Origin of the sequence: Mesorhizobium sp. Primo-A (genome assembly GCF_003997175.1) — a bacterium.
GTDB classification, from domain to species: Bacteria; Pseudomonadota; Alphaproteobacteria; order Rhizobiales; family Rhizobiaceae; genus Mesorhizobium; species Mesorhizobium ciceri.
On record NZ_RZTG01000022.1, the window covers coordinates 1 to 14,033 of the forward strand.

General features: G+C 61.3%; 12 protein-coding genes and 3 pseudogenes. 7 read left to right on the plus strand and 8 right to left on the minus strand.

Going from position 1 to position 14,033, the window contains the following annotated elements:
• Positions 1–1,486, minus strand: a pseudogene (locus EOC83_RS29535) (autotransporter outer membrane beta-barrel domain-containing protein); the annotation flags it as partial.
• A gap of 456 nt (positions 1,487–1,942) precedes the next feature.
• Between EOC83_RS29535 and EOC83_RS33620 the strand changes: the two are divergent.
• The 4 genes from EOC83_RS33620 (at position 1,943) to EOC83_RS29545 (ending at position 3,483) form a co-directional block, all read left to right on the plus strand.
• A complete protein-coding gene (locus EOC83_RS33620) occupies positions 1,943–2,191 on the plus strand; it encodes an N-6 DNA methylase (RefSeq protein ID WP_198032133.1) in 249 nt (82 codons plus the stop codon).
• 4 nt (positions 2,192–2,195) lie between these two features.
• Positions 2,196–2,456: an N-6 DNA methylase gene (locus tag EOC83_RS33625; protein ID WP_275955649.1), complete on the plus strand. Its 261-nt coding sequence runs from the start codon at positions 2,196–2,198 to the stop codon at positions 2,454–2,456.
• A gap of 52 nt (positions 2,457–2,508) precedes the next feature.
• Complete coding sequence (locus tag EOC83_RS33630; RefSeq protein ID WP_206516559.1) at positions 2,509–2,832, plus strand: N-6 DNA methylase; 324 nt, start codon at positions 2,509–2,511, stop codon at positions 2,830–2,832.
• Between the two features lie 264 nt (positions 2,833–3,096).
• Positions 3,097–3,483, plus strand: coding sequence for a hypothetical protein (locus EOC83_RS29545; RefSeq protein ID WP_013525337.1), 387 nt, complete (start codon positions 3,097–3,099; stop codon positions 3,481–3,483).
• Positions 3,484–3,672: 189 nt separating this feature from the next.
• Here EOC83_RS29545 and EOC83_RS29555 read toward each other — a convergent pair.
• Positions 3,673–6,648 (minus strand): annotated as a pseudogene (locus EOC83_RS29555) (Tn3 family transposase).
• 189 nt (positions 6,649–6,837) lie between these two features.
• Between EOC83_RS29555 and EOC83_RS29560 the strand changes: the two are divergent.
• Both EOC83_RS29560 and EOC83_RS29565 read left to right on the plus strand, forming a co-directional pair.
• Positions 6,838–7,275: an ABC transporter permease subunit gene (locus tag EOC83_RS29560; protein ID WP_063170517.1), complete on the plus strand. Its 438-nt coding sequence runs from the start codon at positions 6,838–6,840 to the stop codon at positions 7,273–7,275.
• A 5-nt stretch (positions 7,276–7,280) separates the two neighbouring features.
• Positions 7,281–8,312, plus strand: a complete 1,032-nt coding sequence (locus EOC83_RS29565; protein WP_063170518.1) for a histone deacetylase family protein — start codon at positions 7,281–7,283, stop codon at positions 8,310–8,312.
• A gap of 127 nt (positions 8,313–8,439) precedes the next feature.
• Here the strand turns inward: EOC83_RS29565 and EOC83_RS29570 are convergent.
• A pseudogene (locus EOC83_RS29570) lies at positions 8,440–8,659 on the minus strand (IclR family transcriptional regulator C-terminal domain-containing protein); the annotation flags it as partial.
• 494 nt (positions 8,660–9,153) lie between these two features.
• On the opposite strand from EOC83_RS29570, the gene EOC83_RS29575 reads away from it, so the two are divergent.
• Entirely contained in the window at positions 9,154–9,513 is a 360-nt protein-coding gene (locus EOC83_RS29575; protein ID WP_082826736.1) for a transporter substrate-binding domain-containing protein, read from the plus strand.
• A gap of 246 nt (positions 9,514–9,759) precedes the next feature.
• On the opposite strand, the gene speB is transcribed toward EOC83_RS29575, so the two are convergent.
• The 5 genes from speB to EOC83_RS29600 are packed head-to-tail and all read right to left on the minus strand — an operon-like array spanning position 9,760 to position 13,967.
• Complete coding sequence (gene speB, locus EOC83_RS29580) at positions 9,760–10,704, minus strand: agmatinase (RefSeq protein WP_174564978.1); 945 nt, start codon at positions 10,702–10,704, stop codon at positions 9,760–9,762.
• Positions 10,705–10,764: 60 nt separating this feature from the next.
• Positions 10,765–11,775 (minus strand): agmatinase family protein, encoded by a 1,011-nt coding sequence (locus EOC83_RS29585; protein WP_127326006.1) that lies wholly within the window; start codon positions 11,773–11,775, stop codon positions 10,765–10,767.
• Positions 11,776–11,817: 42 nt separating this feature from the next.
• Positions 11,818–12,636: an amino acid ABC transporter ATP-binding protein gene (locus EOC83_RS29590; protein ID WP_063170521.1), complete on the minus strand. Its 819-nt coding sequence runs from the start codon at positions 12,634–12,636 to the stop codon at positions 11,818–11,820.
• A gap of 29 nt (positions 12,637–12,665) precedes the next feature.
• Positions 12,666–13,316, minus strand: a complete 651-nt coding sequence (locus EOC83_RS29595) for an amino acid ABC transporter permease (protein WP_063170522.1) — start codon at positions 13,314–13,316, stop codon at positions 12,666–12,668.
• 3 nt (positions 13,317–13,319) lie between these two features.
• Positions 13,320–13,967 carry an amino acid ABC transporter permease gene (locus tag EOC83_RS29600; protein ID WP_063170523.1) on the minus strand — a complete coding sequence of 216 codons (648 nt, stop codon included), beginning with the start codon at positions 13,965–13,967 and terminating at the stop codon, positions 13,320–13,322.
• Between the last annotated feature and the right edge of the window lie 66 nt (positions 13,968–14,033).

Consider the following 14,033-nt stretch of genomic DNA (forward strand, 5'->3'; position numbering starts at 1 on the left):
CCTCGATATTGCCGGTTGCCGCACCTGGAACGATCACCGCCACCAAACCGGCGTTACCCGCCTGAAGGTCGCCATTGGCGGTCACCGCGATGTTGCCGGTCAGCGACTGGCTCTGCGCATCGATCGCATCTTTGCCGAGCGCCAGTGCGGTCACAGCACCCGTGGTGACGCCAATGTCGCCGCCAAGCGCTGTATCGCGAACGTAAATGCCATGGCCGCCGGTGGAGTTGCTCGCGCCCGCAATGTCGACGGTGAGGGTGCCGGCGCCGTTGTTGAGGATGTTCGCCGCGTCGCCGGTCCCGCCGACGAAGCCCCCGACGCCGGTCACCGAGATGTCGCCGCCGCCGCCGGTCCCGCCGATCAGGGTCAGGCCGTTGGTCGCCCCGGTCACTGCCTCGAGGACGCTTACGCTCACTGCATTGTTGCCGGTCGCCACAATACCCTCGGCGAGGGTGCCGGTGATCGTGCCGGTGGCAGTGACGCCGACCGTGCCCGTGCCATTGTTGGTGGCCACGATGCCCGTCGTGCCGGAGACATTGTTCGCGCTCATGTCAACCGCGCCCGCGCCAGCTCCGGCGTGCCAGGCGACGATCGCCGTGTTGCCGGTGGCGGTGACATCGCGCGCTGCCACTATTACATGGCTGCCGACCGATGCGGCAAAGATGCCGTTGCCGGTGGTCGCGGCAATTGGACCCCCTGCGACCACCGTCGTCCTGCCCGTGCCGAGATTCTCGGCGTCGATGCCGAACCGGGCGTCAATCGACCCATTGGTGGTCACCTCGATATTGCCGGTTGCCGCACCTGGAACGATCACCGCCACCAAACCGGCGTTACCCGCCTGAAGGTCGCCATTGGCGGTCACCGCGATGTTGCCGGTCAGCGACTGGCTCTGCGCATCGATCGCGTCCTTGCCAAACGCCAGCGCGCTGACATTGTTGGTCTTGACCGAAACGCCGGTGCTGGTCGCTACGTCGCGGACGGTGATGCCTTCGCCTGTTGCCGCAGAGACACCTGCGGCGATGTTGATGTCGACCGAACCGGCACCTCCCGTCTGCGCCGCATCGAAGGCATTGCCGGTGCCGTTGTTGATGATGCTCCCACCCGTGTAGGTGATCACGCCGCCGGCTGCCGAGAGCGAGAGCGCCGCGGTGCCGCCAGCTGTTGGCATGTTGCCGGCATCAATGCTGATCGTGCCATTGTTGGTGACGTTGAGACCACCGGCGCCAGTGTTGGAAACTGCGAGGCCCTTGCCGCTTACCGTCGTTCCTGCATCGATGTTGAGGATGATCGGTGTTGCGATGGCACCAGAGTAAGCTCGGTCATTGGGCGGGTTATCAGGATACGTCGTGTCGATGGTGGTGGTATTGTCGCATTGGATCGTGGCGCCAACAACGAAGCAAGCCGACCAGGCCTGTCCCGGTGCCAGCAGGGTCGCGCCCGCAGCTGCGGCAACGCCAACAGCGGATCGCAGTGCAAGCCGGCTCACTTGAGAACGCAGCTTCCACCGCAAAGCCGAATTCGTGGAAGCCATTCCCGGAATCGAAGGCGAAAGAACAGCCTGCCTGTGCCCGATCATTCTTGCCATCACGCTCAGTTCCCGTCGAATTCTCGAATGCGGCGGAGACTGCGGCCAAGGCTGTGGACCGAACAGTCGTCATATGACGACTGTTCGTCGGTTTGTGGGTAAGCAATAGATTGCTGGCCGGCTTGTTGCCGGCTGGCCACATATTCTGTTGTGCTAATTATCGACCAAGGTGAAAATAGTGGCAGGCAGAGCTGACGCCACCCGTCAGAGCTCTGTCCGCACAATGCCTACGCACCTTTCAACAACACCACGAGCTGGCTCTGCCGGCGGCTTCCGGTTTGGCGAATATTCGCTCCAGAGAGACCGGGTGATCTGCGCCTCGACTTCGCGTGCGGCTCCGGCTCGCTGCTGCTGAACGTGCGCAAGCGCATGGGGCCGCACGGCATCGGCAGAATCTACGGGCAGGAAAAGAACATCACCACCTACAACCTCGCGCGCATGAACATGCTGTTGCATGGCGTGAAGGACACTGAATTCGAGATCTACCACGGCGATACGCTTTCCAATGACTGGGACATCCTGCGCGAATTGAATCCTGCAAAGAAGCCTTCCTTCGATGCCATTTGTGGCCAACCCGCCCTTCAGTTTGCGCTGGGATCCGACTGAGGCGATGGGCGACGATGTGCGGTTCAAGAACTATGGGCTGGCGCCCAAGTCGGCCGCGGACTTTGCCTTCCTGTTGCACGGTTTCCACTACCTGAAGGATGAAGGCGTAATGGCCATCATCCTCCCCCACGGGGTGCTGTTCAGAGGTGGGGCGGAAGAGCGCATTCGAACCAAGCTGCTGAAGGACGGTCACATCGACGCCGTCATCGGACTGCCCGCCAACCTGTTCTATTCGACGGGTATCCGGTCTGCATCCTTGTTCTGAAGAAGTGTAAGAAGCCCGACGATGTTCTCTTCATCAACGCAGCCGAGCACTTTTGAAGGACAAGCGTCAGAACAAATTAGGGGATGGCAAGAACGGGACAACGGACCATATCGGCAAGATCATCGAAACCTACAAGTTCCGTAAGGAGGAGGGCCGCTATTCCAAGCGCGTCAGCATCGATCGTATCGCCGACGAGGGTCACAACCTCAATATTTCCCGCTACATCAGAACGGCTGAGGATGAGCTCGAAATCGATCTAATAGCCGCCAATGAAGACTTGGTCGACATCGAGAAGCAGTTTCGCGCAGCGACAGCGAAGCACAACACATTCTTGCGCGAGCTTGGGCTTCCAACCTTGCCGCTTTCAAAAGGATGACGCCGGGCTCGAATCGACCATCAAGCAGCGCGCCGGTGCGCCTTGAGAGCTGCTGATTTCCCACGTCCGCTTTCGGTCTATATCGATGTTGGCTTGTACGGCGGTAATGAGGCGCATTGCTGCCGCTAGCTCACAGCTAGCTATCATCCGCTACGAGGATGGGGAAGCACAAGCAGTGCGCTGGAAATGGCGTCGGGCTCTGTTCACTTGCTATGCCTAGGAATGTGCATATATTGTGCGTAAGAGAGAGGTCGGAGATTTGTCATGACCCACGCACAGCTCGCACAATCGAAAGTGGTCTCAGGTTTTGTCGACAGCCTGCAGGAGCCGCGCACGCCTTATATCTCGCCGAAGCGCCTGTCGCAGGCGCTGGGCGTGAAGGTGGCCAACTTGGCGCAGTTGACCGGCGTCCACCGCAACACGCTCCGTAACCCGTCGTCGGAGCGACTGCAGGGTCGGATGCGCGAGATGGTGAAGGTGATTTCGGCCGCAACGGAACTCACCGGCGACGTCGACAAGGCGATCTACTGGTATCGCAATGAGCCGATCGCCGACTATGGCCATCGCACGGCGGCCGAACTCGTCGCGGGCGGCCAGGTCGAAGCAGTGCTGGCCTTCATCCGGGATCTCGAGAACGGGGCGCGCGGGTGAAGGTCACCCGCGTCGGGCCGGACGAGATCTTCCATCGCTATCTGACACCCAAATGGGCCTGCCCACCAGTGGTGGGGGCGCGGCGATCGATGGCGGGCGCTTCAATCGGCCCGGCGTCGAAGCCGTTTACCTGGGGTCGGAACAAGAGCAGTGCGAAATCGTACGCTAAGGTCGAACGGAGCAGGAACGTTATGCGGCACGGCGTAGCCCTGCCGGGAGGCGAAGCGACCTGAAGCCTTCCGGGAGATGTTGCTCGCTGTCCCAAGTGTAGATACCTGTCAGGTTGATGTGCTCCCAACTCAGCGGCGAGATATGCTTCAATAGCGTATCTGAGATGTTCCTTCCCGCTCGTTTGAGCTCTGTGACCGCGCGGTCGAGATAGACCGTGTTCCAGTGGACGATCGCGCTGACGACAAGATTGAGGCCCGATGCGCGGAATGCCTGACTTTCGAACGACCGGTCGCGGAGCTCGCCACGCTCATGAAAGAAGACTGCGCGTTTGAGTTTGTGCGCTGCCTCCCCCTTGTTGAGGCCGGCTTGGCAGCGCCGGCGCAGTGTCGAGCTCGAGTACCATTCAATCATGAAAAGCGACCGCTCGATGCGGCCGAGTTCCCGAAGAGCCTTGGCCAGTTGGCTTTCCTTCGGTGATGCCGAGAGCTTCTTCAAGATCGTCGAGGGCACGACGGCACGGGTGGTTATCGATGCCGCCAGATGAAGCAGATCGTCCCAGTGATCGAGGATCAGGGTGGTGTTGATTGGCGCTCCGATGTGGTTCGACAGCGCCGGGTATGCATCGCCTTTCTCGAACGTGTGGAACTTCCGATCTTTGAGATTGCGCAGTCGCGGTGCGAACCGCTTTCCGATCAGAGCGAATAGCCCAAAGACGTGATCGCTCGCGCCGCCTGTATCGGTAAAGTGTTCCTGGATGTCGAGGATCGTGTCCTGATCGAATAGTCCGTCGAGCACAAAGGCAGCCTCGCTTTCGGTCGGGCTGATGGGCAAGATGCTGAAGTAGCCGTACTGGTCTGACAGATGGCTGTAGAACTTCGATCCGGGCTCACTGCCGTAATGCAGATTGATATCTCCGCGCTTTGCGGCTCGGTCGCTTGCTCGGAAGAATTGGCCATCAGATGATGACGTCGTGCCATTGCCCCAAAGACGAGAATGCGGATGGCGGGTGTGTGCGTCCGTCACGCAGGCCTGGGCCGCACGGTAGGTTTCTGACCGCGCATGGAAGGTGCGCATCCAACTGATCTGGTGAGCGCTGATGCCTTTGGACGCGCTGGCCATCCGTTTCGGACCAAGGTTGGTTGCATCGGCCAGTACGCCAGCCAGCATGGCCGAGACATTCCTCGGAGTGTCACCCGTGCGAACATGGGTGAAGCAATCCGCAAAGCCGGTCCATTCATGCACCTCCCTCAAGAGATCTGGCACCTCGACCAACGGATAGAGCTCGCTGATCTCGGCATTTAGGTCCTCGGCTGCTGCGGGAACTTCGCCAGCTGCCGGCGTGACGATAAGCGTTCCACCTTCGAGACGAACACCGTCGAGCTTCCCGGATCGTGCCCTGTGCGCCAGGCGCTTCAGGTTGAAGTCGAGCATCTGCCGCGCTTCGGTAAGCCACGCCGCACCGTCCTCTTGGACACCAAGTCCGAGGCGACCTTCATCTTTCAGGATTGTGAACGTTGGCAGCGGCATCAGGTGCTCGTCGATCGGTCGGAAAGATCGGCTGCCGTCGACCCAAATGTCCGCGGATCTAAGGCGGTCTCGCAAAGCGGCGAGCGTAGCAATCTCATAGAGACGGCGATCGGGCTTCTCCTGCCCGAGGATTAGCCGTCGATCAGCTTGGCTGAGGTGGGTGACCGGGACGCGATCCGGAAGGCTCCGCCGCTTCTCGGCATAGAGCCGTTTCAGCAGCGAAATCGCCGCAAGAAGGGGGTCATGGCGGCGCGCTGAGCGGAATGTGAACGCCTGCAGGAACGCACCGGCGTACTTGTTGACGGTCGCATATTGCTCGGCCGCCAAGGTCAAAGGCGACGCCTCGTTGTCCTCGACCATCGACTCAAGCTCAGGCTACATCCGAAGCAACCGGTGCCATCCAACTTCTTGATCGAGAACCTCCAATGCGTTGCGGCCATAATCGTTCGCGGACTGCAGGGCTGTGATCGTGTCCAGGAACATGCGTAGCGCTTTGGCCGTATCCGGCCTGCAGTCCATGTGCCGCTGCTTCTTGCGGTTATTGGCTTGCGAGAACAGCCGGCCTATCAACTTGATGAACATCGACACTGCATCGTCAGTGAGCTTCTGGCCGAGCTTGATAATCTGCGCCACGATCAGCGCGTGTCGACGGCTGGCATTGAAGTCGTTGGCCAGCCATGCCGGTGTGGCGTTGCCCTCACGGATCATCTGATCCCACCGTCCAGATGATATACGCATCTGCAATTTCGGATCGATTTCTAGCTTGCGCAGGAAGGCGATCCGTTCGGTCAGCCCGACCAAGTTTGAAGCACCTGGCGCATCCGGCGCTGATCGCAGCCAATGAAAGCGCGTTTGGCCAATGGCCGGCTCAACCTCCAACAGCCTATCCAATGATTGAAGTGTATCGACCGAAATTTCTTCGATCAGCGCTCTCTCCGCCCGCCGACGGGCAATGGCGCGGGCGGCAAGACCGATCCGTTCGATCGTGTCGATCGCTGGCAAAAGAGATCCGCGTTCACGAAACATGGCGACAGTGGCACTCGCTATCGCGCCACCGTCGTCGGACGTCGTGGCCGCTTGAATTGCAGCCAGCAGCGCAGCTCTACGGTCTTGCCCCGTCGCGCTCCGCGCGGCCAGATAAACCATCAAGCGAGCAATATGATCGCGACGCGTTTCTTCACGGCGTGCATAGAGCGCAAACTTTCCAGCGTCGGCGCCAATCTGCTCAGCAACGTACTTTAGCATTGCGCGAGGCGGAGTTTAGTCGGTCGATAACACCCGGCCTGGATATCGCATCAGGCAGAGCTGAACGGCAAATCCGAACTGATTGTGTTCCCGTCTGCGAAGTCCAATCTCAAGCCTGTCAGCCGACGACAACGAATAGTGTCGGATGAGGCCGTCCTCATCGGTTGGTATATCGAAAAGTCTCTGTCGATCCTGAACCTTGAGAAGCCTCCGTTTACCCATCGCCCAACTCCATCCACGACCAATGTGCCGGGAGCGTCGTCGAGTCGGTCAGGCGAAGAAATCAAAACTGGTGCCCTGCGAGGGCAATCCACAGGGATCGGATGCTGCATAGCAGCACTACAGAAGAGTTCATGATCCTTTCGCCCTTAGCGTACGATTTCGCACTGCTCTTGTTCCGACCCCTTCTTCGTGTATTCGCGGCTCGGCCTCAACAACACGCTGACCGGCCTGGTGCTGGCGCACACGACGCTCGCCATCCCGTTCGTGATCATTGCCGTCAGCAACGGCTTGGCGAGCTTCGACATCAATCTGGAGCGCGCGGCGCGCAGCCTGGGCGCGTCGCCGGTGCGCGCCTTCCTGACCGTGACCTTGCCGCAGATTCGCATTTCCGTGATTTCGGGTATGCTGTTTGCCTTCATCACTTCCTTCGACGAAGTGGTCGTTTCGCCCTTCATCTCCAGTGGCGCGACCTCGACGCTGACCAAGCGCATGTTCGCCAACATACGCGACCAGGTCGACCCCACGGTGGCGGCGATCTCCTCGATGCTGGTGATCCTGTCGATTATCGTTCTGATCGCCGCCCAGTTCGTCCGTCGTCGTGACGGCAGCATCGCCGAGGATCATTAGCTCCCATGCTTGCCATCTTCGACGAGCGGCAACACTTGCATCGGCCGCTCACCCGCATTGCCGGCGGCGTGCTGAAACCGAACCCCGAGCAACCCGAAAGGATCACGGCGCTGCTTGCCGGCCTGCAAACGGCAGGCGTCGCCGTCCAGCCTCCCCGTGAACACGCGCTGGACGGCATCGCGGCAATCCATGATCGCGACTATCTCGCCTTCCTGCAGACCGGTTTCGAGACGTGGCGGGCAGTGCCAGGGAACGGTTCAGAACTGCGATCGAGCGTCCATCCCAGCCGGCATATGGGCCGCCTGCCAGAAGATTTGCTTGGCCGGGCGGGCTTCTACCAAGCCGACGCCAGCTGCGTGTTGGTCGAAGGCACTTGGGAAGCAGCGCGCGCCAGCGCCAACACGGCACTCGATGCCATGGTGCGGGTGCTGGCGGGAGAAAAGGCAATGTATGCGCTTTGCCGGCCGCCTGGCCACCACGCCTACCGCGATCAGGCAGCCGGCTTCTGCTACCTGAACAACACCGCGATCGCGGCCAACTGGGCCGCGTCAAAAGGCGCGCGTGTGGCAATCATCGACGTGGACGTGCACCACGGCAATGGCACTCAGGCCATTTTCTACCACAGATGCGATGTACTCACGGTATCGATGCACGGCGATCCGGCCTGGCTCTACCCTTACTACGCCGGATATGCCGATGAGGTCGGCGCCGGAGTTGGTGAAGGATACAATCTAAACCTGCCAGTGCCACTGATGAGTGGCAGCGAGGTCTATTTGGCTGCCGCGGCAAAAAGTTGCGACGCGGCGCGGCAATTCTCGCCGGATATCCTGGTTGTCGCTCTTGGTTTGGACGCCTCCCAAGCGGACCCCTTTGCCTGTATGGCTGTGGACGAAAGTGGGTTTCACCGAATGGGGAAAATGCTGGGGGCGCTGTCGCGACCGACCCTGATAGTTCAGGAGGGTGGTTATCCCTCTCCGACTCTTGAGCGTTCGCTCGCGGCATTCCTTAAGGGATTTATAGAGGGTCGTAGCTCCTGAGGGTCACCATTGGATGGCCGTTTCCGGCGTACAGCATCAGCTGGACAGTTTATGTGAGCGCTTGGTGTAGAGAGGTCATTCTCATCTACGCATAACCTTTTACTCGGTTCTTGTGCTTGTTCGACCATCACACCACGAAAAAATCCTCAATGCGCTCTTTGCCTCCAGCAGTGCCGGCAGGAGTTCCCGCTCCATCTCCGCGACCGAGAAACGGGCCGACTGGGTCGAGACGTTGATGGCCACGACCGTGCGTTCTGCCGGTCGACGATCGGCACGGCGACCGAGCGCAGGCCGAGTTCTAGTTCCTCATCGACGATGGCAAAGCCATCCGCTTTCGCCTCGCCGATGTCGCCGCCCAGCCGAACTCATCGGAACGGGTCGCGCCTGGCCGCGCGACGAGCCGACAATACCACGTGGCTGAAAGGCGAAACGGTCCGTCCGCATCAAACCCGCCGCTTGCCGGCGGCGGTCGCGCCATCGCCGACACCAGCCGCAAAATCGAAATCCCCATAGCCATCGACTGTGGCCCACGGGTTCCTTCCTCGGGGACTTTCGTACGCCTGCCGGCGCCCGAAACTCTTCACGCAAGCGGACGGGCGCTTCGGGCTGCGACCCTAAAGAGCGGACATTCCGGTTTGGCGTGGGCATCGTCGTGATTTTACCAAAGCGGGAAGTGTGCCGGCAGACTCGAACGATATGGCAGCGGCAATATTACTTCTACTCCGAACGATGGCGGTGACTGAACTGCACAACGATAGTCGCAAGATATCCACCGACACCGAAGAAGGCAAGAAGGCCGTCGCCGATCTCAAGGAAGGTCTGAAGACAAGACGCTGGGTGCATCCCTCTCGACCAGCCAGTTGACCTTCATTCAGCAGAATTTCGGCGATGTCGCGAGGTCAAGACCTGCAATTCCTCCGAACAGGTTCAGCTCGATCTCGAGAGCGGGCGACTAGACGGCCAGTTCGACAACATCGTGTTCGCGCGCGACCGCGCGTCGAAGAGCAATGGCGCGCTTGTGACCAGCGGACCGCTGCTGGTTGGCGGCATCATGGCAACCAATGTCTGCCTCGGCATCCGCAAGAACGAGCCGGAACTGCAGGCCCTTCTCAACAAGGCGCTCGCCGAGATGGTAGCCGACGGCACGTTGGCGGCCACGTCTCAAGAATGGTTCGGCGTCGACCTCAGCCCGAAAGGCTGAGAAGGCCCGCGCAAGCTCGAAAGCTGATCAAAGTCCAAGCACCGCCATGCGGAGTGGCGGTGCTGTGTTATGGCGTCATCGACCTGTCGCGCGAGCGCTTCACCAAGAACCTTTGGACGGAACGTGAATCCGCTGAGCAGCGGTTCCGATCGAATGGCAATCTGGCTTGCCTATAAAGCAACATTTCCTATCTGCGATGATGCCAACTCCCTGATATGACCGAAAAGACAATGTCCGTGCATGGTCTCATTGAGCCAGCATCTGGACCGTCATTACGCAGAGAAGCTCAAACAGGAGGGTGGCACCGGTCAGCGCGGTGACGCCTGAAGGATCGAGCGGAGGCGAAACTTCGACCAGATCGGCGCCGATGATGTCGACGCCGGCCAGCGCGCGGACCATCTTCTGGGCCTCGCGCGTCGTGATGCCGCCGATCTCGGGGGTGCCGGTGCCGGGGGCAAAAGACGGATCGAGCGCGTCGATGTCGAACGAGACGTAGGCCGGCGCCTCACCGACGATCGAGCGTGCCTCGGCCATCACCGCGTCCACGCCGCGCTCCATGAATTCCTCGATGACGATGATGCGGATGCCGGCCTCGCGGGCGAAATCGTAGTTCTCTGCATCGGAGATTGCACCTCTGATGCCGATCTGGACCATGCGCTTCGGATCCAGCAGGCCCTCCTCGACGGCACGACGGAAGGGGGTGCCGTGGTTGTAGCGGTTGCCGAAGAACTCGTCATAGGTGTCGGAATGGGCATCGAAGTGGATGAGGCCGGCTGGCTCCTTGGCGATGCCGCGCAGGATGGGCAGCGTGATTAGATGATCGCCGCCGACAACCAGCGGCCGGGCACCTGCGCGGTGGACGTTTTTGAAGAAGGCGCTGATCGTGTCCAGCGAGCCGGGCAGGTCGAGCGGGTTTACGATCACGTCGCCGCAGTCGCCGGTACGCACCTGTTCGAACGGCGAGAGGCCCGTGACATGGTGGACGCGCCGCACTAGGCTGGATTGGTTGCGGATTTCGCGCGGCCCATGACGCGCGCCCGGCCGGTTGGTGGTGCCGCCGTCGAAGGGAACGCCAATCAGGGCGATGTCGACCTGCTCCGGACGCGCCATAGGCAGGCGCATGAAGGTCGAAGGGCCGGCAAAACGTGGAACGCTGCCTGAATCTAGTGGCTGGAAATCTGCAATGCTCATGGTCTTGTGTCCTGTTGGTGCATCGGGTCACTCGACCGCGAGGCTTTCCGAAGGGTGATGCTATTTCTGTTGCGCGTCGGTCTTGTGGGCGTCGCGCCAGGCGTCCTGCCGGCCGGCGCGCTTGGCCGCGAGGCAGAACAGGGCCTCCGCCAGAAGCCGGCCAGCCAGGATGCTGGTGGTGCCGCTGCTGGCATCGAAGTCCGGCGATACCTCCACCAGGTCGAATCCAGCAAAGCCGTCGCGGGCCGCGATCCTCACGCCGCGAATGATTTCGCGCGAGGTGAGGCCACCCGGTTCCGGGCTGTTGGTCGCCGGTGCGAAGGCGGGGTCGACGCCGTCGATGTCGAGGCTGATATAGAGGTGCGCGCCGTCGGCGCTGGCGATGGTGCGCGCGCGTTCAGCAACTGTTTCGATGCCGAGGCGCTCCACCTCCTCCATGGAAAACACGGTGATGCCCAACTTGCGGTAGAGCGGTGTCCATTCGGGCAGGTTGCGGGGGCCTCGCGCGCCGATGACGACGATGCGGCGGGGGTCCACCTTGTCGAGTTCGGCAATGCGCAGCAGGGGCGAGGCGCGAGTGAGGCGGTCGCCGCCGAAGGATTCGCTGAGATCTAGGTGGGTGTCGAAGACGATGAGTCCGACGGGGGTGTCGCCGGCATCGGCGACGGCGCGCACCGCCGGGTAGCTGATGCCATGGTCGCCACCGATGGTCAGCGGCACCGCCCCGTTGGCCAGCACCGCACCAAGCCGCGCTTTGAGGCGGGCGTAGCTGGCGGCATTATCGCCCCGCACGACATCGATGTCGCCGGCGTCGGCTACAGTGATATGCGCCAGCATGTCGAGGTCCCAGTCGAAGCTGTAGCTGCCGTAGAGGAGCGAGTATTTGCGGATTTCCTGCGGCGCGCGGCGTGTCGCGCCGCCGCGAAATGTGGCGATGCCGTCATAGGGCATCCCCACCACCACGGCGTCGGCCGAAAGGCCGGCCAGGTCGCGAACATGGGGAAACGCCATGAATGGCGGCACGTCACCATACATGCGGGGAACGCCCGCTGGGCTCAGGGCTTCGTTCATGGATGCGGTCCTCCGTCTTGTCTTGTCGATGGTGTCGCTGGCCTAGCGGCCGGCGACGGACTCGTTCTGGAAGAGCATGTTGCGCTGTCTCCAGGTGTCGAGGAATTCCCGCAGGCGCGGGCTTTGCGGATCGTTGAAGAGTTTGGCAGGAGGGCCCTGCTCGACCACCTTGCCGCAGTCCATGAAGACGACGCGGTCGGCGACTTGGGCAGCAAAGCCCATCTCATGCGTCACCACCACCATGGTGATGCCCTCGACAGCCAGTTGCTTCATGGTGTCGAGCACCTCGCCCACGAGTTGGGGATCGAGCGCCGAAGTCGGCTCGTCGAATAGGATCACATGTGGTTCCATGGCGAGCGCGCGGGCGATGCCGACGCGCTGTTGCTGGCCGCCTGAAAGCTGCGAGGGATAGCGCTCGGCGAAATCCGCGAGGCCGACCTTGGCCAGCGCCCGGCGTCCGCTGTCCTTCGCCTTGGCGACGGGGGTGCGCTTGGAAAGGCGTAGGCCCAGCGTCACGTTGTCCAGCACGGTCATGTGCGGCCAGAGGTTGAAGTGCTGGAACACCATGCCGACATTGCGGCGCACGGCATCGATGTTCTGTTCGCTCTCGCGCACCAGTCCCCCGGCGCCGCGCTTGTAGCCGAGCAGCCGGCCCTCGATCTCGATCTCGCCGCTCGTATAGTCCTCAAGGAAGCTAGCGCAGCGCAACAGGGTGCTCTTGCCTGATCCCGAGGGGCCGATGATGCAGACGACCTCGGAGAGATTGATGTCGAGCGATATCCCAGACAAGGCCGCGAACGTGCCGAAATCCTTGGTCAGGTTCCGTATCTTGATGACGGGCTCGGTGGTTTCAGTGGCCATCGTTTGTTCCCAATTGGTGGTTGAGCGGCCTAGAACCGCACCCGGCGCTCAACGTATTTGCCGAGCTGCGCGACTACCTCGACCAGCAGCCAGTAGAGCAGGGCAGCGGCGAGATAGGGTTCGATGACCGCATAGGTCTCGTTGACGAACTGCGTCGTGTTTTTGGTCAGCTCGGCGACGGTGATGATGGACAGCACCGCGGATTCCTTGATGAGGATGATGATCTGGTTGACCGTCGGCGGGGTGATCATGACCAGCATCTGCGGCAACTTGATATGGCGGATGATCTGCGTGCCGGTCAGCCCCGCCATGCGCGCGGCCTCGATCTGGCCCTTGGGGATCGACTGGAAACCGGAGCGGAAGATTTCCGCGAAATAGGCGGCCCCGTAGAAGCCGAGGCCGAAAACGCCGACTGCTTCGGCACTCAGCCTGAGGCCGATACGCGGGCCGCCATAATAGAGCACGAACAGCAGGATCAGGATCGGCAGGCCGCGCATGATCTCGATATAGGCGCGAACGGCCCAGCGCAACGGCGTGAACTGCGTGCTTTCGAGGCAGGCGAGCAACAGGCCGACAGCCAGTCCGAGGGCAGCAGCCAGCGCGCAGATCCAGGCCGTCGTCGCCAGTCCGGCCAGCATCAGCGGCCCATATTGCAGCCACAGGTCGAAGAACTGCGTCATGGCTCAGGCCCTCCGCGCTAGTCGCTGCTCGGCCATGCGACCGAGCAGCGACAGGAGGAAATTGATGACGATGTAGATGATGGCGGCGGCGATGTAGATTTCGAACGGGCGGTAGGTGGTCGCGACGATCTGCTGGCTCACCCGCATCAGTTCCGTCACCGCGATAACGGAAACCAGCGAGGAATTTTTCAGAATGCTGATGGTCTCGTTGACCAGCGAGGGAATGACGAGACGCAGTATCTGGGGGACGAGAATGTGCTGGCGCGCCGCCCATTTGCGTATGCCCACCATGCGTGCCGCTTCCAATTGCCCCCGCGGAATGGCCAAAAGCCCGCCGCGAAATATCTCGGCCTGGAACGCGATCGTGTTGAGGGTCAGCGCGATGATAGCGGCAAGGATAGGAGCCACGTTGATGCCGATGAGCGGCAGCAGATAGTATATGATCAGCAACTGCACTAGGATGGGTGTGCCGCGCCACACGCTTTGATAGATGCGCGAAAAGCGGCGCAGCCATATCTTCTTCGAGGTGACCCCGAAGCAAAGAACGAGGCCGAGCGGCATGCCGAGAATGATGGCGACGCCCGACACCAGAATCGTCATGCCCGCCCCCCAGAGCATGATGGGCAGATTGTCCCGGATGAGGGCGAGCATTGCCACGTGGTCAGACCTTATGGACTTGAGGCCAGGCGTGCAGCCTGGACGTTTTTCGCAGGCGAG